The sequence below is a fragment of the Microlunatus endophyticus genome, assembly GCF_014646195.1.
Lineage (GTDB): Bacteria > Actinomycetota > Actinomycetes > Propionibacteriales > Propionibacteriaceae > Microlunatus > Microlunatus endophyticus.
This window is the reverse complement of sequence record NZ_BMMZ01000001.1, coordinates 1-20,181: the sequence shown is the minus strand read 5'-3', so window position 1 is coordinate 20,181 and position 20,181 is coordinate 1. Positions and strand designations below refer to the sequence as shown.

Annotated in this window: 22 protein-coding genes; 8 read left to right on the top strand and 14 right to left on the bottom strand. The window is 65.7% G+C overall.

What is annotated here, in order from left to right:
- The first annotated feature begins 180 nt into the window (after positions 1-180).
- Positions 181-1,161, top strand: coding sequence for an SDR family NAD(P)-dependent oxidoreductase (locus tag IEY07_RS00110; protein ID WP_188893156.1), 981 nt, complete (start codon positions 181-183; stop codon positions 1,159-1,161).
- A 93-nt stretch (positions 1,162-1,254) separates the two neighbouring features.
- On the opposite strand, the gene IEY07_RS00105 is transcribed toward IEY07_RS00110, so the two are convergent.
- The 7 genes from IEY07_RS00105 to IEY07_RS00075 form a co-directional block, all read right to left on the bottom strand.
- The gene (locus IEY07_RS00105) at positions 1,255-1,674 is read right to left on the bottom strand and encodes a ChaB family protein (protein ID WP_188893155.1); all 420 of its coding nucleotides are present in this window, start codon (positions 1,672-1,674) and stop codon (positions 1,255-1,257) included.
- 48 nt (positions 1,675-1,722) lie between these two features.
- Positions 1,723-2,577 carry a sigma-70 family RNA polymerase sigma factor gene (locus IEY07_RS00100; protein WP_188893154.1) on the bottom strand — a complete coding sequence of 285 codons (855 nt, stop codon included), beginning with the start codon at positions 2,575-2,577 and terminating at the stop codon, positions 1,723-1,725.
- A gap of 154 nt (positions 2,578-2,731) precedes the next feature.
- Complete coding sequence (locus IEY07_RS00095) at positions 2,732-3,451, bottom strand: GAF and ANTAR domain-containing protein (RefSeq protein ID WP_188893153.1); 720 nt, start codon at positions 3,449-3,451, stop codon at positions 2,732-2,734.
- Between the two features lie 37 nt (positions 3,452-3,488).
- Positions 3,489-4,253, bottom strand: coding sequence for an alpha/beta fold hydrolase (locus tag IEY07_RS00090; protein WP_188893152.1), 765 nt, complete (start codon positions 4,251-4,253; stop codon positions 3,489-3,491).
- The gene (locus IEY07_RS00085) at positions 4,199-5,518 is read right to left on the bottom strand and encodes a hypothetical protein (protein ID WP_188893151.1); all 1,320 of its coding nucleotides are present in this window, start codon (positions 5,516-5,518) and stop codon (positions 4,199-4,201) included. Before IEY07_RS00085 ends, IEY07_RS00090 begins: the two co-directional genes overlap by 55 nt.
- Positions 5,519-5,568: 50 nt before the next feature.
- Complete coding sequence (locus IEY07_RS00080; RefSeq protein ID WP_188893150.1) at positions 5,569-6,318, bottom strand: RluA family pseudouridine synthase; 750 nt, start codon at positions 6,316-6,318, stop codon at positions 5,569-5,571.
- A 106-nt stretch (positions 6,319-6,424) separates the two neighbouring features.
- Positions 6,425-7,552, bottom strand: a complete 1,128-nt coding sequence (locus IEY07_RS00075; protein ID WP_188893149.1) for a 5-aminoimidazole-4-carboxamide ribonucleotide transformylase — start codon at positions 7,550-7,552, stop codon at positions 6,425-6,427.
- 171 nt (positions 7,553-7,723) lie between these two features.
- On the opposite strand from IEY07_RS00075, the gene IEY07_RS00070 reads away from it, so the two are divergent.
- The 3 genes from IEY07_RS00070 to IEY07_RS00060 all read left to right on the top strand — a co-directional run bounded on the left by IEY07_RS00070 (position 7,724) and on the right by IEY07_RS00060 (position 10,127).
- Positions 7,724-9,145 carry an MFS transporter gene (locus IEY07_RS00070; RefSeq protein WP_188893148.1) on the top strand — a complete coding sequence of 474 codons (1,422 nt, stop codon included), beginning with the start codon at positions 7,724-7,726 and terminating at the stop codon, positions 9,143-9,145.
- A gap of 43 nt (positions 9,146-9,188) precedes the next feature.
- Positions 9,189-9,707: a MarR family winged helix-turn-helix transcriptional regulator gene (locus IEY07_RS00065; protein WP_229669570.1), complete on the top strand. Its 519-nt coding sequence runs from the start codon at positions 9,189-9,191 to the stop codon at positions 9,705-9,707.
- Between the two features lie 186 nt (positions 9,708-9,893).
- A complete protein-coding gene (locus tag IEY07_RS00060) occupies positions 9,894-10,127 on the top strand; it encodes a hypothetical protein (protein WP_188893147.1) in 234 nt (77 codons plus the stop codon).
- Between the two features lie 10 nt (positions 10,128-10,137).
- Here IEY07_RS00060 and IEY07_RS00055 read toward each other — a convergent pair whose 3' ends face one another.
- The 3 genes from IEY07_RS00055 to IEY07_RS00045 are packed head-to-tail and all read right to left on the bottom strand — an operon-like array spanning position 10,138 to position 13,491.
- Entirely contained in the window at positions 10,138-11,472 is a 1,335-nt protein-coding gene (locus IEY07_RS00055; protein ID WP_188893146.1) for a hypothetical protein, read from the bottom strand.
- Positions 11,466-13,031, bottom strand: coding sequence for a glycosyltransferase (locus IEY07_RS00050; protein ID WP_188893145.1), 1,566 nt, complete (start codon positions 13,029-13,031; stop codon positions 11,466-11,468). Before IEY07_RS00050 ends, IEY07_RS00055 begins: the two co-directional genes overlap by 7 nt.
- 13 nt (positions 13,032-13,044) lie before the next feature.
- Positions 13,045-13,491 (bottom strand): hypothetical protein, encoded by a 447-nt coding sequence (locus IEY07_RS00045; RefSeq protein ID WP_188893144.1) that lies wholly within the window; start codon positions 13,489-13,491, stop codon positions 13,045-13,047.
- 95 nt (positions 13,492-13,586) lie between these two features.
- Here IEY07_RS00045 and IEY07_RS00040 point away from each other — a divergent pair, with 95 nt between their 5' ends.
- On the top strand, positions 13,587-13,844 hold the full coding sequence (locus tag IEY07_RS00040; RefSeq protein WP_188893143.1) for a hypothetical protein: 258 nt from the start codon (positions 13,587-13,589) through the stop codon (positions 13,842-13,844).
- A gap of 787 nt (positions 13,845-14,631) precedes the next feature.
- On the opposite strand, the gene IEY07_RS00035 is transcribed toward IEY07_RS00040, so the two are convergent.
- Positions 14,632-14,910, bottom strand: a complete 279-nt coding sequence (locus IEY07_RS00035) for a HicB family toxin-antitoxin system (protein ID WP_188893142.1) — start codon at positions 14,908-14,910, stop codon at positions 14,632-14,634.
- Between the two features lie 120 nt (positions 14,911-15,030).
- On the opposite strand from IEY07_RS00035, the gene IEY07_RS00030 reads away from it, so the two are divergent.
- Positions 15,031-15,366 carry a hypothetical protein gene (locus IEY07_RS00030; RefSeq protein ID WP_188893141.1) on the top strand — a complete coding sequence of 112 codons (336 nt, stop codon included), beginning with the start codon at positions 15,031-15,033 and terminating at the stop codon, positions 15,364-15,366.
- Positions 15,367-16,797: 1,431 nt separating this feature from the next.
- Here the strand turns inward: IEY07_RS00030 and IEY07_RS00025 are convergent.
- Positions 16,798-17,043, bottom strand: a complete 246-nt coding sequence (locus IEY07_RS00025; protein WP_188893140.1) for a hypothetical protein — start codon at positions 17,041-17,043, stop codon at positions 16,798-16,800.
- Positions 17,044-17,207: 164 nt separating this feature from the next.
- A complete protein-coding gene (locus IEY07_RS00020; RefSeq protein ID WP_188893139.1) occupies positions 17,208-17,537 on the bottom strand; it encodes a hypothetical protein in 330 nt (109 codons plus the stop codon).
- Between the two features lie 486 nt (positions 17,538-18,023).
- On the opposite strand from IEY07_RS00020, the gene IEY07_RS00015 reads away from it, so the two are divergent.
- Positions 18,024-18,257 carry a hypothetical protein gene (locus tag IEY07_RS00015; RefSeq protein WP_188893138.1) on the top strand — a complete coding sequence of 78 codons (234 nt, stop codon included), beginning with the start codon at positions 18,024-18,026 and terminating at the stop codon, positions 18,255-18,257.
- An 82-nt stretch (positions 18,258-18,339) separates the two neighbouring features.
- Here IEY07_RS00015 and IEY07_RS00010 read toward each other — a convergent pair whose 3' ends face one another.
- Positions 18,340-19,392 (bottom strand): NAD(P)-dependent alcohol dehydrogenase, encoded by a 1,053-nt coding sequence (locus IEY07_RS00010; RefSeq protein WP_188893137.1) that lies wholly within the window; start codon positions 19,390-19,392, stop codon positions 18,340-18,342.
- Between the two features lie 82 nt (positions 19,393-19,474).
- Between IEY07_RS00010 and IEY07_RS00005 the strand changes: the two genes are divergently transcribed.
- Positions 19,475-20,053, top strand: coding sequence for a TetR/AcrR family transcriptional regulator (locus IEY07_RS00005; RefSeq protein ID WP_229669569.1), 579 nt, complete (start codon positions 19,475-19,477; stop codon positions 20,051-20,053).
- Positions 20,054-20,181 lie beyond the last annotated feature (128 nt).

The window sequence follows — 20,181 nt, the reverse complement described above, 5'->3', positions numbered from 1 at the left end:
ATACGACATTGCCTGTCCTGGATCAACCGGAGCCTGGTCGGCGTCCGGTCGAGCAGCGGGCCCGACGGTCCCGCTGGATCCAGTGTAGGTGGCGGACCGCACCCACCCGTGTGTCGCAGAGTCCACGGGGTATGCACAGCTGGAACGTGATGTCGACGCGTAGGACACGAGGTGATGGTGATGACCGAATCGCCCCCGCAGGACCGCAAGCCGGTGGCCTGGGTTGCCGGTGGATCCCGGGGACTGGGCTACGCGCTGGCCGGTGAGCTCGGACGGGCCGGCTACCACGTGGTCATCTCGGCGCGCACCCAGACCGATCTGGCCCGGGCGGCCAACCAGCTCCGGGCCGCGGGCGCGGAGGTGACCACCCGGGTCCACGACGTCCGTGATGCAGCCGGGGCCCGGGACCTGGTCCAGGAGATCGAATCCCGCTATGGGTCGATCGAGACCGTGATCAGCGTCGCCGGAGTGATCACCGTCGGACCCGTGCCCGACCTCGCGGAGGCCTACGACGAGTCACTGGACATCATGCTGCGGGGCCCGATCAACGTCGTCCATGCGGTCCTGCCCGGGATGCGGGAGCGTCGCCGAGGTCGGATCGGGATCGTCACCTCGATCGCCGGGGTGATCCCGGTCCCCCATCTGCTCGCCTATTCCGCAGCCAAACACGGTGCAGTCGGATTCGCACGGGGGCTTTCGGAGGAACTCACCGGCTCGGGCATCACGGTCAGCACCATCATTCCGGGCCTGATGCGGACCGGAGGCCACTGGCAAGCCGGTTACGTCGGCCGGTCGGAGCAGGAGTACGCCTGGTTCACCGGGTTGTCGGCGCTACCCATCGTGGCGATGGATGCCTCCCGAGCGGCCAGGATCATCGCCGCCGGGGTCGCGGCGGGCCGCCGCAAGATCATCTTCACGCTGCCGGCAAGGCTCGGCGACTTCGTCTACCGGCTGTCCCCGGTCGGCGTCGGCACGGTGGTCGGTGCTGCCGGCAGACTGCTGCCACGCCCACCCGATGACGCATCCGGCGATGATCAGACCCACGATGATCAGGCTCCTGGCTTTCGGGCGGCTGCCGGGCTGCCGAAGGTCTTCGATCGGTTCACGGCACTGGCCCGCAATGCCGTACGGCGATTCAACAACCAGGCCGGCTTCCAATGATGATCGATGAGTGATGATCAAGGAGTGCTGATCAAGTGAAAGCCCCGCCGTTCAGATCGGGATCGGCGGGGCTTTCACTGGGTTCTCCGGCTACTACTTCTTCTTTGCCTTGCGTGAGTTGGCTTTCTCGATGGCCGAGACCAGCTCGCGCTTCTTCATCTTCGATCGCCCGGGGATGTCCAACCGCCGTGCGACGTCCATCAGATGATCCTTGCTGGCGTTGGCATCGACACCGCCAGCAGTCTTCTTGCGGCTGTTGCGGCCCTCGGCAGCGTGTGCATCCGACGGGCCCCGAGCGCCCTTGTCCTTGCGCTCCCAGTGATCTCCGACCTTCTCGTAACTGTGCTTCAGCGCGGAGTAGGCCGTCTGGTGAGCCCGCCGGCCGTCACCATATTCCTCGGCGGCGGCGTCGTGGGCCTTGGCGAAGGTCTTCTGGGCGTGCTTGCCGGAACGGGCAATGGTGCCCGGAAGTTCCTTCTTACGTGGCTTTCCACTCTTCTTGAGCATGGGCATGAGCTGCCTCCTTCCTGCTCGCGATCCAGTACCCGCGCAGAGCAGCCGTCACGCGGCGGCAACCACCCGACCGGACGACGGCCCGACGATCGTGGCGGACCTGCCCTCAGTGATCTGTGCACGCAACGTGGTGGTGATCTTGCGCAACCGGCGGGACACCGACATCTGGCTGATGCCGAGTTTCTCCGCGATCACCGACTGGGACGATCCGTCGACGAACCGCATCATCAACAGCTGCCGATCTTCGTCCGACAACACCGTGCAAGCGTGGCGGACCTGTTGCATCAAGTCCTCGTGCTCCATGGCGTCCTCGACGGCATCGAAGCCGGTCTCACGATGTCCGATTGCAGCGGCCATCCACGACGATGCCTCGGGGTTGTCCAAGGAACTCGAGGTGAAAGCGTTGCTGTGCAGGACTTCGTTGACATCTGCACGATCAGCGCCGATGCGATCGGCGATGTCCTTGGCGGTCGGCGTGGCCGCCTGTTCCTGGGCCAGATCGGACCAGCCAGCCATCACCTCGCTGTGCAGTTCCTGCAACCGACGTGGCGGCCGCACGGTCCAGCAGTGATCCCGGAAGTGTCGCTTGATCTCCCCGGTGATCGTCGGAACTGCGAATGACAGGAAAGCTCCGCTGCCCGGCTCGAACCGGTTGACAGCGTGGACGAGTCCCAGTCGAGCTACCTGGACAAGATCATCAAGATCCTCGCCCCGGGATCGGTAGCGGCGGGCGAGTCCGTCGGCGACGGACAGATTGAGTTGCACAGCCTGGTCACGGCACCGCTCGGCTTCCGCCTGCGAGGTGTTGGAATCCCGTGCTGTGGTCAGCAGATCGATTGTCTGCTGCTCTCGTTGGGCCGATTCATTACGGGAATCGGGTGAAGCGACGGCACTTGCGTTCATGGTTCTCCGCCTTGTCAGGTCAGAAAACGTCACGTGGCAGGTTGCTCGACCACTGGACCTCAGCCAACCACGCGACCGTACGATCCGCAAGTATTGGTTAAGCGGATAGCTTCAACGGCGCCAAAGTAGCCCCCACCGGATCACCACCACAAGATCAATCTGGTCGCCGTTCATCCGCCGCAGCGTCGCTGAGACCCTCCAGTTGCCGGGTCCGGACGAGCTCGGAGGCGATCTCGCGGAGCTTGACATTGCGATTCTGCGACACTCTCCGCAAGGCGCTGAAGGCGGCATCCCCGTCGAGACCGTAACGCTCCATCAGGATCCCTTCCGCCTGTCCGATCAGCGTCCGCGACGCGATCGCCGACTGCAGCGACTTTCGTTCCTTGATCTGCGAGACCGCGACGCCGACGTGGGCTGCGACCAGATATCCGGTGTCAACGACCTCGGGATCGAAGGCGTCCGGCTTCCGGCTGTAGAGGCTCAGTGCACCGAGCTCGCTACCGTCGGTGAACAACTGGTAGGTCAGCATCGAGCGCAGGCCGAGATCCCCCGACACCTTCGCGGCCCACCGTGGCCAGCGGTGCTCGGAGTGCAGGTCGTCCAGGTAGACGACAACCTGACGTGAGATCGCCCGGAACAACGGGCCCTCCCCCAGTTCCACCTGCAACCGGCCGGCCTGGCCTGCAATCGGGTCGGTCGCCGCCGCGATCTCGATCCGGGTCTGGTCGGTGACCAGGCTGACTGCCGCCATGTCCGCACCCGGCAACCCAACGGCCAGATCTGCTGCCTGCTCCAGCATCTCGGACAGGCTGTCCATCCGTCCGAGCGTGCGCAGCCCGTCGGCCTGCCACTCCTCACCGAACGCCGCATCCACGATCGAACCCCCACAAGTCTGGCCGGTTATGGGGCCGTCACCGTCCGCGGTCCGCCGACGTTACGTCTTCCCTGGCAGGCATCCTGCCATAACCAGGCTCCATGATCAGATCGCTCACCAGCGCCGCGAACCGGTCACCGTCGCCGATCGGCCAGGAGTGCGGTGCGTCCGGAATGATCAACATCCGGGCGCCCGCGCGGCCCGCGACATCAAGGGCGAACGGCAGCGGGCTCAGCTGATCGGCCTCGCCATGGACGACGGTCACCGGACGGCCGGGATCTGCTGCCCGCGGAAGCTCCTCCTCCAGCCGCATCATGATCACTGATTGCAGGCCGCGGTAAATCCCGGTCGGCCCGGCACGTACCCAGTCGTGGGCCTGGACGCTGAGCCGCGGGGAGTCGGGATGCTGTTCTCCGCGGGACCAGGCACGCAGCGCAGCCGCAGTTGATCTTCGGGCCGGATCGATGGTCGGGCTGATCAGCAGCAGCCGTCGTACGGCCCCGGTCCCGGCTGCTGCCAGGGTGGCTGCCTGGGTGCCGACCGACAACCCGATCAGCAGGTCCACCGGGCCGTGGCGTTCGGCATGCCGGACGATCCGCGCCGCATAGCCGTCGAGATCGGTACCGGACTCCGGCCAGCCGATCGGTGGCAGCAGGTCGACCTCGTGACCCTCGGCACGCAGTCTGGCCGCCGACGGCCGCAGATAACCCTGCACCGCAAGTCCGGGCACCATGATCACGTAGCCCATCAGCCGGTCACCATCCCCGACTGCTGCAACGCCGTGATCACGGCGTCGGGACACAGCGGCTCCCATGGCCGGCTGCCGGGCGGCAGATCATCGAGGGCCTGCCCGTAGCGGGCCAGGCTGCCGATGTCGTGTGGCCACTGGCGAGTTCGGACACCGACCATCACCGATTCGGCCCCGTGTCGGCCGATGACCGACCGGTAGTCCTCGGGCCTGGCCAGCCCCGGCGATTCGGCGCCGTGCTGAAAACCGAGTACGAACACTCGTCGGAACCGATCGGCGGATGCGAGGTATTCGTCGAGGGCGGAGACCGCGTCACGGACCGCGAAGTACGTCCAGTAAGGGACCAGTGCCCGGTTGATGGTCCGCCACGGATCGCCGAGGATGAATGACGGGATGATCAACTCGTCGCTGCGCTCGCCCCGCTCGCGCTGCCATGATCGCAGTATCTGCGCGACCGGACCGGAAGCCTGCTGCGGTCCGCGGTAGCTGATTCTTACCAGCGGATGATCATGGTCGGCGCACCACTGCCGGATCGCGTCCACGAACCCGGGCTCGACCCCCCATTCGGCCTCGGGCGCCTGCTCGTCCGGAGCGGGGGCGTGCGGCGCGGCCAGATGCTCCTCGGGCGACAGCCCGCCGAGCCCGCCCGTCTGGAACCAGTGCCGGTCACCGACCCGGGTGGCCGGCCAGGTGAGCCGGTCCTCGGCCAGGAACACCGGGGCCCCGGGTGTCAGCCGCTCGGCCAGGAAGGTCGCGTACGCTTCCGGCAGCGCTTGCCATTTGACCCGGAAATAGGCCATCCGGGCGATCATCAGCTCGTCCTGGGCGGCGTCGTGCATCTGGTGCAGAACGACCTGCGGATTGGCGGCCAGCAGGTCGGCGCCCCAGCGCCGGCCGAATTCCAGAGCCAGGTCCGCCCGCTCCGGCTCCGCGTGCCGGCTGACCGGGACCAACACCGTCTGCGGCAACCAGGGGATCTGCATCGCTGCCGCGAGATGGGTGAGGGCGCCGTTGCTGGCGCCGATCACTGCGGCCGGATAGCGGCGCCGCGGGTAGGCGCCTGCGAATGCCGATGCGACGGCGGACAGGTCGATCTCGCCGAGCCTGTCCGGAGGGATTCCCTCGGCGCCGCCGATCCGGCTGTAGATGCCCCGCAGCAGCGGCCACGGCAACCGGGCGGCCACCCGCACCAGGCGCCCGAGCGGCTCGGGATTTCCCAGGTTGGAGAACGGCCGTCCTTCGAGCGCGGCCACCAGCGCGGCGTGCAGCACGCTCGCCGAGTCGAAGGAGGCGATCACTTTGTCCGGCGCAGTGTTCATCGTCTGCCCGGTTACCCGCAGGACCCGGCGAGCAACCGCAGCTCCCGCCTTCAGCGGGTCGGTGGGCGCGACCCGTCGAACCCGGCCCAGAAGGCGTCATCCGGTTCCGCGGTCACAGTGATCGGGTGACCGGTCGCGGGGTCGGCGAAGGTGAGCCGCCAGGCGTGCAGGAAGGTGCGGTCGACCGGCGGCCGGCAGAACAGCGGATCGCCTTCGATCGGGTGTCCGATCCAGGCCAACTGCACGCGCAACTGGTGCCGACGCCCGGTGTGCGGCCGCAGTTGGAGAACGGTGTGCCCGGTGTCCCCCTCGTCCCGGGCGGGCTCGCTCCGGGCGAGCCGGCGGTAGCTGGTCCGGGCGGGATAGCTGCGTACGTGGTCGAAGACCCGGTCGTCGGGCACCGACCAGTGCCCGGGCGGCTGCTCGCGGATGGCCTCGCGGTCCGCAGCGATCCGGACCCGGGACTTGCGCCCGACGCTCAGCGGCAGGTCGATCTCGCCCTCGTCGGCCAAGCCGGTGCCGCGGACGATCGCCAGGTAGTCCTTGATCACGGTCCGGTCGCTGAACTGCCGGGTCAGGACGGCGTGGGTCGGTTGATCACGGGCCAGCAGCACGACGCCGCTGGTGACCTTGTCGATGCGGTGCGCCGGCATCACGAAGTCGCCGGCCTCCCGTGCCTGCTGCATCAGATCCGTGTCGTTGCGCTCCCCGACCAGCGCGATCCCTGCCGGCTTGTCGATCACCAGCACGTGATCATCGCCGTACAGCACCCGATACTCGCGTACAGACTGCCAATCCATGATCAACACCTCCAGCGCGACTCATCGAATCCTTGTGGCAAACGCGTACGGAGCTCGTCCCCGGAAGTCGCGCCACAAGACCAAGATCGCGGCAGCGGCGGACGAATCAGTGATGAAAGTAGCGCCTCGGGGTGCCGACGAAGGCGATGCCCAGCTCCTCGCAACGATTGAAAACGGCGTCGTCGCGGACCGAGCCGGTCGGCGCGGCGATCGCCGAGACCCCGTACTTATGGGCCTCTTCGACGTTGTCGGAGAACGGCAGGAAGCCGTCGGAGGTGAAGCTCACCCCGGTGGCCCGGTCGAGGATCTCGGCACGTTCGGCATCGGTCAACGCCTGGCTGATCAAGTCGCCGGTGCCGGCCTGGTCGGCCAAAGCCAAGGCATAGAGCAGATTCAGCCGGTCCTGGCCCTTCTGGGCCGAGGCGACCTCGCGGATCCGGGGATGCTGGATCCACAGCCAGGTGGCGAGCTTCTCCCCCGCCAGCTGGGTGCAGGCGATCCGGGACTGCTGTCCGGCTCCGATCGCGATCACCTGACCTTCGCGGGAGTACGCGACCGAATTGGACTGGGTGTACTTCAACGCGATCAGGCCGAGGATGAGGTCATCACCGACGCCGTCCTCGAGCTTGCCGATGATCACATTGCCCAGCTCGGAGTCCTTGGTCAGCGGCGTGATGTCGGCGTCCTGCACCAGGCGGGCGCCGAAGATCTCCCGGGTCTCAGTCGCGGGCGGCTCGAAATCCGGGTCGGCCTGCAGCACCAGGTACCTGCCGTCCCGTTTCTGCGCCAGGATCTCGCGTGCCTTCGCGGTGTATCCGGGAGCGATGATTCCGTCGGAGACGACCTTCTTGATCAAGAGGGCGCAGGACTCGTCGACCTCGTGGCTGACCGCGATGAAGTCACCGTAGGAGGCCCGCGGGTCGGAGCTGCGGGAGCGCAGATAGGCCGAGGCGACCGGGCTCAGCTTGTCGTCGCTGGTGCGCAGCACGTCCAGCAGGAAGCCCGGCACCGGCCCGTCCACTGCAACACCAGCAGGCGAGACGTGTTTGAAGGAGGTTGCGGCGACACGGCCCGTCGCCGCGGTGGCCTCACGGACCAGCTGCCAGGAATTCAGGGCGTCCAACAGGTTGATGAAGCCGGGTGATCCGGAGACCACCTCGAACGGGAGCCGGTCGCCGACCGGCTCGATCGAGGCATGCGGTTGGTTCGGGTTCATTCCGTAGCGCAGATCCACGGCGCAAGTCTGGCAGGCGACCGCCCGGAGTGGCCACCTGACCGACCGCCCGAAGCCAGTCGGCTGCCCGATACCGGGCGTTTTACATCTGTTTGAGAATGATTTTGGTGACACTTCCGTTGACTCGTATGATCGTAAGCGCCCCAATCATTCGGTTACAGAAGAAGTTGGATGTTCGAGCCCTTCCAAGCCCTGCGCACCGAACGCCCCCGCCCGGACGCCGTCCGCGAGCACCGCTCGGCAGGTTGGTTCGCCGTCGCCACGGTGTGTTTCGGCGCCTTTCTCGGACAACTGGACGCCAGCATCACCACACTGGCGTTCCCGGCCATGCAACGAGAGTTCCACCAGCCGCTGGCCGGCGTGCAATGGGTTTCCCTGGCCTATCTGATCACCCTCGTGGGGCTGTTGCCGGCGGCCGGCCGGATCGCCGACGCCAGCGGCCGGAAGCTGATGTACCTGTACGGCTTCGCGGTCTTCACGGCCGCCTCGGTGGCGTGCGGCTTCGCGCCGGACCTCGGCTGGCTGATCGGCTTCCGGGTCGTCCAGGCGATCGGCGCGACGATGCTGCAGGCCAACAGCGTGGCACTGGTGGTGACCAGCGTCGCGCGCGAGCAGATGCGGACGGCGCTCGGGATCCAGTCCGCCGCCCAGGCGATCGGCCTGGCGGCCGGCCCGCTGGTCGGCGGCATTCTGGTCTCCACCCTCGGCTGGCGTTGGATCTTCTGGATCGGGTTGCCGTTCGGGATCCTCGGGCTGGTCTCGGGATGGTTCCTGCTGCCGCGCACCCGGGAGCGTACGGCGGTCCAGCGCTTCGATCTGGCCGGCCTGACGACGTTGCTGGCGGCGGCGGCCGCGGTCCTGCTCGGAATCTCCGGGCTGTCCGGCCTGCCGATGCCGTGGTGGCTCGCGCTGGCATTGCTGATCGGCGGCCTGGTGACCGGCGCCGGGTTCCTGCGCTGGGAGAGTTCGGCTGCCGATCCGCTGATCCGGCCGTCGATGCTGCGGCCGCGGCAGGTCTGGCTCGGCCTGATCGGGGCCCTGTGCGGTTACCTGGTGCTCTTCGGTCCGCTCACACTGTTGCCCCAGCTCTTCGGCTCCCGCAGCGCCTCGGGCCTCGTTCTGTCGTGCCTTCCACTGGGCTTCGGCTTCGCGGCCGTTCTGGTCCAGCGCCTACTACCGGCCAGGCTGACGGTGGGCGCGCGAGCGATCCTCGGCGCGCTCGTGGCGACCGCCGCGGTCACCGGGCTCGCCTGGGTGATGCCCCGTGTGGCGACGAGTCCACTCGCACCGGCGGCGCTGTTGTTCGCCGTCGGAGCCGGGCTCGGGCTCTTCATTCCGGCCAACAACACCACGATCATGTCCCAGATCCCGGCACGGCTCTCGGCAACCGGCGGCGGGCTGGTGAATGTCGCCCGTAGCCTTGGCACCGCCCTCGGCGTATCGGTGGTCACCCTCTCCCTCCACACCGCCGACACCGGTTCCGGCGGCCGGGTGGCGTTGCTGTGCCTGGCCACCGTCGGACTGGTCGGAATCGCCACGGCGGTGCTGACCCGCTCGCCACGTGACACGGAATCCGCACCGCCCACCGTGTGATCCATTGCCTCTGTGCAGGAAATATAGGAATACAGTGACCGACGTGACGCAACTGGAGCATCAGGGATCGACACGGCAGACCGGAAGGGACCCGGTCGCCCCCGGGTCCGAGCGCGAGCTTGCCGACGCCGTGGCCCGACTCCGCCGCGCGATGCGCCGGGCAGCCCGGTCCGCCGACCCGGACAACGCGCTGTCGGTGGCGCAACTGGAGTTGCTATCCGCGGTCGCGGAGAATCCCGGCGCCCGGCCGAGCCAGATCGCCCGCTTCCTGCACCTGGCACCCAACTCGGTGACCACCCTGGTCAACGGCTTGTCAGCACTTGATCTGATCACCCGAAGCAGCAACACCGACGACCGCCGGACCGTTCGGCTCACGCTGACGCCGACCGGCGAGGATGCGGTGTTGCGGTGGCAGGCCACCAACGCGGGGATCCTGCGGACCGCCTACGACGACCTGCACCCGGGCTGGCAGCACCTGATCACCGCCGCACTTCCGGCCGTACGGGAACTGATCGGGACCATCGACCAACTCGTCGACCAGGACCCCAAGCAGGAGAAGTGACGAACGCCGGACGGGTATCGGCCCAAGCAGGACGCACCCCGGAACTGCTCGTCGGGCCGGAGCCGGTTGATCGCCACCCGGCAGAAGCGGGCGATGTCGTGCGGATCGGCCCCGGTCAATTCTTCGACCACAGGTCGGATGGCCTGGACGTGGTCGAGCCGATCCTCGACCTCGTCGTCAGGATGGGTGAACGTCACCAAGAACCTCAACGTGCACCCGATCGCGTTGCAGGTGCCGATCACCGACCTGACCCACAACGGTCACCGGCCGAAAGGCGTCACCGATCCGCTGGCGACGATCGGCAACCCGTTGTTTCAAGGAGGTCGTGGTGCCGATGGCGCAGAAGGACTACTGGAACACCCAGGCCCTGCCCACGACTCCCGCCGCCCTGAACAAGTCCGCCTGAACAAGTCCGCCTGAACAAGTCCGCCTACAACAAGTCCGCCTCGGACAAGAGCCGTCGGTAATCAGCCGGGGTCGATCGCGGGCCGTGCTGGGTGTGCAACGCATCCAGTGCCCGCGATCGGCCGGCCGGATCAGTAATCACGGCAGCCAGCTGCTCCTTCAGTTCTTCGACTGTCGAGAACGTGAGGGAGTAGTCGGGCGCCTTGGCGTACGGGGTGAGTGCCAGCACCACCAGGTCGAGGTAGTACGCCGCCCTGACGACATCGAGGACCTGCGAGCCGGCGTTGATATCGAGATAGACGGACGCCTTGTCAAGTTCCTCACTCAACCCCCGGAGATTGATCGTCGGAGTCAGCGTCAGGTTGGCGTACCTGGCCGCCAGCTCGTGCAGCCTCTGGCTCATCAGCGTCAGCGCCGCCACCGAGAAGGTCACCTCGGGGAAGGTCTCGAGCAAGTCGACCAGAGCGGGGATCTCGTCGCTGTTCGTCAGGGTGAATGCACGCCGGAGGTGATAGCCCTCCTTGTCGGCGAACTGTCCGAGGTGCGAGAGGTAGGTCAGCTCCACGGCGGTGTCCGGGTGCTGCGACACCACCTTCCGGAGCAGTCGCTGGTCGCAGAACACGATACGTGTCAGAGCCGTCGGTTGCTCCAGCTCCGTGACCATGTTTTCCGGCACCGCGCCCGGCATCAGTTCCTGCCAGAACAAGGTGGTGTTCGGCTGCCCCGCAGCGCGCTTGCGCGCCACGAACAGCGGATAGGACAGCGAGTTGATCAAGACCCGATCGTCGACGGGCCCTGAGTCGCCCACCACACGATCATCCAGGAAGTACGAGACGAAGTCGGTCAGGGTCGCGAAGCTCAACCGGCTGTCCCGCGACCGCATCGTCACCAGCCGGCTGCGATGATCGACCTCGATCTCGTACTCCCCCGGCCCCCGGTAGACGGTCTGGTAGGCGACGCCGTCGCTGGCGTGGATGGTCGCGTACCGGTTGCCGTAGCGGTCATAGAGATCGGTGTGGCCGAGGGTGCCGTCCGGCAGCAGCCAGTCGACGCTGGCCACCTGCCGGAAGGAGTTCGGCTCGTAGTTGATCCGGCCGAGCAGGCTCCCGTCGCGCAGAATCTCGCCGTAGGCCTGCTGCGCGTGCCGGATCTCGCACCAGGCCGGAACCGGGACCTCGTTGAAGAACAGCGGCGAACCCTTCCGCTCGATCCCGGTATAGGTCGTGAACGGGCAGACCGCACCGTCCGGTAACTCGCCGTCGTAGGAGATCACCACCGGCGTGCAGGTGATGCCCGCTGTGGCCAACGACCGCAGCAGCTCCCGGGCCGCGTCGTCGTAGTGATCGAAGAGCGCTAGCACATCTGCTCCGGGCGCAACAGCCGTTCCCAGAGCTTGCCGATGTTGGGCGCGGTATAGGCCCCCGCCTTCCGCAGACTCTGCTTGCGCATGTCATCCAGGGATCCGGCGGTCAGGATCTTGACAATGGCGTCGGCGATCGCTGTGACGCCGTGATCATCAGACGTCCAGGGCACCAGCTCACCGTTGACACCAGGCTCGACCAGCTCCCGGTTCCCGTAGTCGACGTCGAAGCCGACGATCGGCAGGCCTTCGGCCATCGCCTCGAGCAGCGAGAGCCCGAAGCCCTCCGAGGTCGACGCGGAGACGTACAGGCCGTACGAGCCCAGTACGCCGTCCAGCTTCTGGTGACCCATCAGCCGGACGCAGTCCTGCGTCCCGGTCTCCCGGACGGCGGCGAGCAGACCGTCCCGCTTCCCCTCGCCGTAGATGTCCAGCCGGAGTCCGGGCAGCACCTTCCGCGCCGCAGCGACCGCACGGATCAGCAGATCGATGTGCTTCTCGTCCGCGAGCCGGCTCGCGGTGACGATTGCGGATCGGTCGTAATCGGGTCGGCCGACAGGTTCCTTGATCACTCCGACCGGGATGCACGCCACCGAGAATTCCTCCGACCGCAGACGCCCTGCCAGCTGAGCCTCCAGCACTTCCTGCTGGCGATGGGTCGAGACGATGAATCCGTCGACCAGGTCCGGCCGGGTGAAGACATTCTCGTAGTGGTTGTTCCACAGCAGCACCCCGTCCTCGATCTGCTTGAGGTCGTAGTGCTCGGCATGCACGATCGAATACAGCCGGTGGTCGCCGATCACCGGGTAGATGCCGTCGATCACGTCCAGTGCCCGATCGACGATCACCACATCGTCCGGCCGGCTGAAGAGGCGAGCGAAGACATACTGGAAGAACTGCGACCGGCCTTCGAGCACGACATCACCGACGAACGAGCTGGGCCGGCGTCGGACGGCCCGGATGGTCGAGTCGTAGAGCGGTGAGACCGGCGTGATCACCGTCCGGGTGATCTCCGTCTCTCCCGGCTCAGGCCCGGGCCGGTAGAACTGCTCGGCGGCAAGGCGTCCGTCGGGAGAGTAGAACGTACGCCGAACCAGCCGGTTCTGGTAGAAGTGCTCGATGTTGTTCAGTGACTCGTCGTAATGTTCCACGCTCACCAGCTGATCGCTGATCATGATCTCGACCCGATTGACGAGTCGACCCGGGAGCGTCTGGATCCGATAGCGCACGGCCGAGCCGGAAACGACGACGTCGGTGTGGTCGGGTGCGACCTGGGGAGCGGCGTGTGGCTGCTTGATCATCGCGATGAAGTCGTCCACCCCGAGCGTGCACCCGAGTGTGTCGCGCCCGGTCAGCACGTTGTAGATCCAGAGCACCTGTGAGCGCTCGAATCCCAGCCGGTCGGTGAACCTGCTCGGGTTGGTCGCCAGGTAGTCGGTGAAGACGTAGTAGTCGTCGATGCCGGCGATGTCGGCGAGCACGTCGCGCCGGTACTTCTGGGCGTACTCGACGCCGCTGGAGGCCAGGCCGACCGCTTTGTTGATGTTGAAGACCCGCACGCGTCGTCGCCGATCACGCGAACTGAATGATCAGACCGCCGTCGTCACCCTGTTCGATGCGACTCAGGCAGAGCAGTCGGACGATGTCGCGGTTGATGCGCTTCTTCATCTCCTCGAATGCGAAGTAGGCCTCCCGGCGGTACTCGTACTCGACCTTGTGCTGGGCCATGTTGCGATCCTGAACAACCGTCTTCAACTGCTCCAGGAAGTCGACCTGCTCGATCCAGGCGACGTCGATCGACTTCAGGAAGACGATGTTCTGAAACCGGGCGAAGAGCTCGTCCTCGGCCAGCAGATCGATCTTGTCCTGTACTTCCTGGGAGAACATCCCCGCCAGGAACTGCTGCACCTGCTGTGCGTGGTGGGTGTCCAAAGCGTCGAAGTCCTTGGGAAGGTGATAGCTCAGATTGTCGAAGATGTATCGCATCACCGACCCCGAAGTCGTCAGGTCGTGCGTCACGGCGGCATCGGACAGCACTCCGGCCGCGATCGCATCCAGGTCGGCTCTGGTGGGTGCCGACTGGAAGACGAACGCTGACGCAGATCACGTGGGGTTTGCAGTACATCACGGACCAGTACGGCGATCCTGCGAAACCGTGGGCTCACGAGTTGTCGGCCGGCTGGTACGACAACAACGGCGGCTGGCTACAGCCGGGGACGACGGTCGTGCATGGTGCCACGGGTCACCCGGAGCCGGTGTTCAACGGCAACCAGCACAACGCGCTCCAGCAGGCGCTAGTGCAGCGCCCCGGGGCGAACGTCGACGTGCACGACAACGACGTCAAGGACCCGGAACAGCTACGCGCGTTCTGACGACGCGGATCGGTGGCCAGATGGCGTTGGCCGGGTTGACGTACGGGTGAGGCAGGACTGACAGATGAGCATGGTTCGTCCTCTCTGATCTGTGCCCTGTCCGTCGTTCCCGCCCGGTCGGATGGGAGAGTCGGGGGCCTCGATCACGACCGGGCGGGATGCGGCGACGAGACGATACCTATGACGGGGGGAGCCCTGCCGTGTCTCGCCGAAGAGGGTCCTCGTCCCCTCTGTCATTCACAGTAACTCCGGTCAGACCAGTTCGCGGCTGGTACGAGCAAATTGTCCCATTTTCGAAACTGAGCCCGTTATGGAACTGCACCAAATGCCATGATGAGCGGCGGTCCTCTGGTGGCGCATTATGCCGGTGGTATTCGGGGGAACGCCCGAACTCGATGTGCCCCAGGGTCCGCCCCGGCCTCGTGGCGGTGCTGCCGGCCTTCTGTACGGGTCGGCCGGCAGCACCTAGAACCCCGGGACGGACACCCCCAGTAGTCGCGTCCCGACCCTGAGCAGTTTCTACTCCTAGTCAGGGTCTTTACACAACGGATCGGCTCCGTCGTTCACCTTCGGGCAACCTCGCCTACGGGCTCCGCAGATTGTGCAGCCCCTTGGCGCGCCAAGGGCGACAGCGGCTGACTGCTTAACCGCTGCCGCCCTCGGGCATATGCCGCGCCAACGCGGTAGCGCCGACGGACGATAGGTCCACAAAATCACCGGCGCTGCAGACCTACCGTCCGAGCCGGGATTACCCATCCACCCGAGACGTCACCACCGGGCGCTCCTGCTACTTTTCGTCTGCCGCATCAGCCTCGAGTGCCGCGGCATGCTCGCGTTCGTTGCGGATCTTGTCGAGGCGCTCCGTCAGCCGGGAAACTCCGAGTACGAGAACTTCCAGATCAACGGTCACATCTTCGAGCGCGCTGCCGGTGCTGACGGCGATGAGTTCCCGGGCGGCCAGTTCGGCGTCGCCCAGGACGCGTGCCTGGGTGACGCTTTCCAGGTCGACGACTTCGATGATCCACAATTCGCCGTCGCGCATAACGGTGGCGGTGTGGTTGCTCACGTGGCCTGCCTCGAATGGTTCAAGCGAACTTGCTGGTTTTCCTGCGGCGTAGATACGCGGGGTCGATGCTTACCCCGCAGGAAGCGAATGGTGCGCTTCTCTCGGGGGGCTGGAGAGGGCATGAGGAGGAAGATTCTGGTATCGGCGTGCGCCGTTCTGGCGTTGCTGGTCGGCACTGTCACTTTGGTGCCGTCTGCCGCGGCGGCGAACAAGTCGCCGGGTTGTGTGACGAAGGCCGAATACAAGAAGGCGGAGAAGGGGATGACCGAAGCTCACGTGAAGAAGATCTTCGGCACCAACGGCAGACGTGAGGCGCGGGCGACGTCTGGCGGCTACGTGAGTGAGATCCGGAGTTACAAGACGTGCAGCAAGTGGTCGGCGGTTGCGATTAGCCTCGACGAGAAGCCGCACGGATCGCCGCAGTTGACTGGCAAGAGCGCGGCCTGGGTATCCTGAGTTGATGGGTTCACCCGGAATGACCTGGGACGAGCTAGCCGAAGACAACCCAGAACAGCGCTAACGCGATCACTGCGAACACCCCGAGGACCTCTAGGCCTTGGCGGTTGCCTCGGTTGACGACCTTGGCCCGCGTACGCCGCGGGTGTCGTTGCGATTGTCTCATAGTTCAAGTGTCGGAGCGGACGCTGAGCAGATCGACTGAGCTAGCTGTGTGCATTCTGTGTCTCTGGATCAGATGCCTCTGCCAGCTTGTCGGACCGGATGACGACGACCTCGTCAATGCCGGGCTCGATGATTATGGTCATCTGTTGGAAGCCGACGTGAACCGATTGGGCAGGTCAAGGATCCCGCAGAGGTCGACAAGGGGCCCCATAGGTGATGGGATGCAGGGCAATTCATGGCCTTCGGAGTCAGGAACATCCAAGCTTCACAAGAGGTCAACCTCTGGCACCAGAATGGTTACCTACGCACGGATCATTCCTCCACCATCGTCTTTCCCACACCCTGGCGACTCCAGCGATGAGCTTCCGGTCGCGGGCACACGCGAGAAGATACTGCGAGTAGGCAGGCGCTAGAGCTCCGAGAATGTAGCCGATGTGATGTCGACCGGTTGTGACAGCTACAGCATTTGGATCGTGCTCGTTCCATGCCGCGGGGACGAATACGCAACGCAGGTTTTGTAGCGTCACGCCGGTTGCCGCAATCGGGATACCGTTATCGTGGAACAGCTTGCGGCGGCTCTTGGTGTGATGGGTCTCGCGTAACTTCGATCTGCCCATTGTGTGGAAGGCCAAGGTCCGCAACCATCAACGGCGCCAGCAAACATCGTGAACCGCCCATTGGTGAGCACGGTCGCCGGTGATACTTGAACGGCCTGAAGGTTGTTCAGAGGAATGGCGACATTGGAGCCCATCACCTACTGGCCACCATCTCCTGCGCCAATGAGGGTTGGCCAGACATCAGGTTCTTGGCGGTAATTACGAGGTAGCCGTCTTGTACCTCGATGGAGCACATGTATCCACCCGCGAAACGCACGATGCCGTTCAAAGAGTTCGCTCCCGGACCTCGTGACCATTCAGTGCGGGGGAGGCCGCTAGCTAGATCCCCCATCCACGGCGCAACCAGCATTCGGCACCGCGGAGCACCATTTGGTTGGCCGAGATTCCGGCGCGATCGTAACGCGATGTAATCTGCACGCCTGTCATCGCGAAGCAGGGGCAAAGCAGGGGCGTGGACAGTCCTGCGCCCGCGGTGACTGCACTTAAGCCTCTGGACACAACGAGGTGTCCCCAAGGCGGGATACGTTGGCTCTCCGACATACCCATTGCCATGGTAGTCGTCGCTGACTGTTCGTTGCTCGCCGTACACGCAACAAGGTGCGGAGACACGGTCCCTGGTGTCGTTCATTTCGACTGACCCCCAGTGAAGTCAGACGGCTGGCCGCCCAGATCTCCACGAGATCGTCAGCCTGCTGCTCTTGCTGCGGATGAACTGCCAGCGTCCTTGGTCGTGCATGACGATGTGCACGATCGCGCGCGCTCGGGCACGCTCCTTGTCGTCTGTGGTGTCGCTGATCAGCACAAGCTTCTGATTCCACAGGATCTCCTCGGCACCGTCGATCACGCGGGCCCTCATGATCTCCCAGCCCTCAGGAACTTCGATCGGTGCGGCCATGCCAGTCCCTCGATCTCGCGGGTGGCGGCGATGTCGCTCAGCGCCGTCACCGCGTTCAGCAGTGCGGTAGCAAACCGAACGGCGTCGACCGGCTCGAACACGGCCGATAGCTCCGAGTAGTCCGGAAACGCGAGCGTGCTCCGCGTGATGGCGACATGGGTGGGTCAGTCGGTGCCGTACAGGATCACCCGATAGGTGTCTGGCTCGGCGTCAGCGGTCGGAATGAGGTCGAAGGTCACGCCTGACCCCTCGACCAGGTCGGCGGCCCGCAGGATCGCCGCAGCGAGATCCCGGGGCCGCTCGACCGACCGGCCTCGGTAGCAGAGACTGATCCCGTCGCCGAGCTCGTGGCCGCCGCGCTCGCCCGGACCGCACTCGTAGAATTCGGCAGCGACAAAGTCCCCATCGCCGGGGCTGAACGTCTCCCGACGATGAGCCCAGCCGTCCGCCGGGGAAACCGCTCGATGTCGTGGAAGTCGCCGACAGTCCACCACGACGGGCCGTGATAGGTGGGTTGTTCGGCGTCGACGCGAGCCATCGCCCGGCTTGGTTTGGTTGGCTGCTCGAACCTGAGGATCTCTTCCCGCCCGAGCCGGAGAGATGTTGCACGGAGGTTGCACGTCTGGCGAGTCTTGGCGATCTAGTTTGGCTCTCGCTAGGAGAAACGCTGTGCACCTTAGTAGAGGGTTTGAGAACTTTTTCCCAGCCCTGAAACCGTGGCTTCCTGCCCGTCTCGGGGGCTTACAAGCATGGCGAGCGGCCCTCGGGGCCCTCGATGACCGAGACCGGGGTCGGTTGATCCGTTCAGTTGGGAAGACTCAAATTTCTGACCGCCACCTAGGTCGACGAAACTCATCGCCCTGTACGGCAGGGGACTGAGCATCGCCGAGGGCAGCCGGACGTTCGGCATCTACACCAGGACGACCGCCGCCCATCTTGTCCGTCGCTCCGTCCCACTGCATCAGCGAAGGATTTCGGAAGTGGACACTCCCGAAGCCGTGCGGCTGTACGAGAGCGGGCTGACGCTCATGGAGGTCGGACTGCAGTTCGGCGTCAGCCAACAGGCAGTAAGAAGGGCGGTAGCTGCGGAAAGCATTGAGATCCGCCCCGCGGACGCCGCCCCCAGCCCGCAGCGTGAATTGGCGACATCGCACCTCGGCCCGAACGGCCGCGCTCAGTTCCGCGGCCGCGCATTTGGTATTGCCCGTCCGTGAAGCCTCACAGCCCTGGTCTTTGTTCCTGCGCCGCCGTCCGGCCGTTGCCGTCAGTGAGCGGCCAGCCTAGGAATGACGCCGGTCAGGCGACGGGTTGGTCGAGGTCGGAGAGGTCTAGGACGAAGCGGTAGTGGACGTCGCCGGCGGCGAGCCGGTCCAGGGCGGTTTCGACCTCGTGCGAGGGAAGGATCTCAACGTCGGCGGTGATGCCGTGGGCGGCGCAGAATCGGAGCATGGCTTCGGTCTGTGGGAGCCCGCCGGTGCCAGAGGAGGTGAGCTTCTTGCGGCCGGCGCCGAGTGCCCACAGCTTCGGACCGTCGAGCAGGGGATTCCCGAGGACGCACAGGGTGCCGTCCAGGTCCAGCATGCCGATCATCGGCAGGAGGTCGTGGTCGCCGGAGATGGTGTCGAGGATGAAGTCGAACCGTCCTCGCGCGGCGGCGACCTGGGTCTCGTCGGTGGTGACGAGCAACCCACTCGCCCCCAGGCTCAGAGCGTCCTGTTCTTTCGCGGTGCTGCGGCTCAGGACGGTGACCTCCGCTCCGAGGGCCGCGGCGATCTTCACCGCGAGGTGCCCGAGCCCCCCGAGCCCGGCAATGGCGACCCGCGTGCCGCGGCCCACCCCGGCGGCTCGCATGGGCTCCCATACGCTCACGCCCGCGCACATCAGCGGCGAGGCCGCCGCGGGGTCGAGTCCGTCGGGCAGGTGGAAGGCGAACTTCTCCCGCAGGACGTACTCGCGGCTATAGGCGCCCTTCGTGGGGGTGCCGTCGACGCGGTCGGTACCGCCGTAGGTAGTGGTGGGGCGGTTGTAGCAGTAGTTCTCCTGCCCGGCCAGGCACATGGCACACTCCCCGCAGGAGTCGATGATCGTGCCAATCGCGACCCGCTCGCCGACGGCGAAACCGTTGACCCCGCTGCCGACAGCGGTCACCACACCGGTGGCCTCGTGCCCGGGAACGAGATCCTTCTCGCCGAGCATCCCGTGGATGCGGTGCAGGTCGCTGTGACAGACCCCGCAATAGTCGATACGCACCGCGATGTCATCGGGGCGCAGGTCCCGGCGCTCGATGGTGACGCGGGTGAGCGCGTTGGTCTCGGGGTCGAGGCTCTGCCAGCCGGTGGTGGTTCTCATGGACGATGTCCTCCTCTATAACGGAATCCTAATTCATTTTAGCACGATCGTGAATCCGTATTCCGTTTTGATAGAATGGACTGTGCCCTCCCCGACCGATGCCTCACGTACGCGCCGTGCACCGCGCCGCGACGCGCTGCGCAACGACACCATCGTCATCCAGGCGGCACGTGCGGTCTTCGCCGAACAAGGGCCTCAGGCCAGCATGGAGGCCATCGCAGCTCGAGCTGGACTCGGCGTCGGGACGATCTACCGCCGCTTCGCAGGCAAGGACGCCCTCCTCGACGCCATCGCGCAGACCTTCGTCCAGGAGATGGACCAGGCCGCCGAGACCGCGTTGGCCGACCCTGATCCCGCTCACGGTCTGGAGCGCTTTCTCGACTTCGTCGGCGCCTTCAACGCCGAGAAGCGCCGCTACGCCGCCGCGTTGATCGACCGGGTCGCCAGCGACGAGGTCAGCGCCCGCACAAGCGAAAGAGTCCACCAGCTCACCCAGGCCGCGGTCGACGCGAGAGCCCTCGCGCCGCATGTGACGGCTCACGACATCAAAGCGCTCATCGTCGCCATGCGCGCCGTGGTCGCCGTCTCACCGGACGGAGACGACACCGCCTGGCGACGCTTCCTCCGCCTCCACCTCACCGGGCTCCGCACCACCCACTGAGCTTTCTCGGCATGTGGGCACGGGGGCCTCGCCCCGTCCGGTGATGCTTGCCGCGGAGCTAGTGTTGCGCGTCATTAATTCGTTTACAGTGTGGGATGATGGTGTATGCCATCAACTGTGTTCGAGGT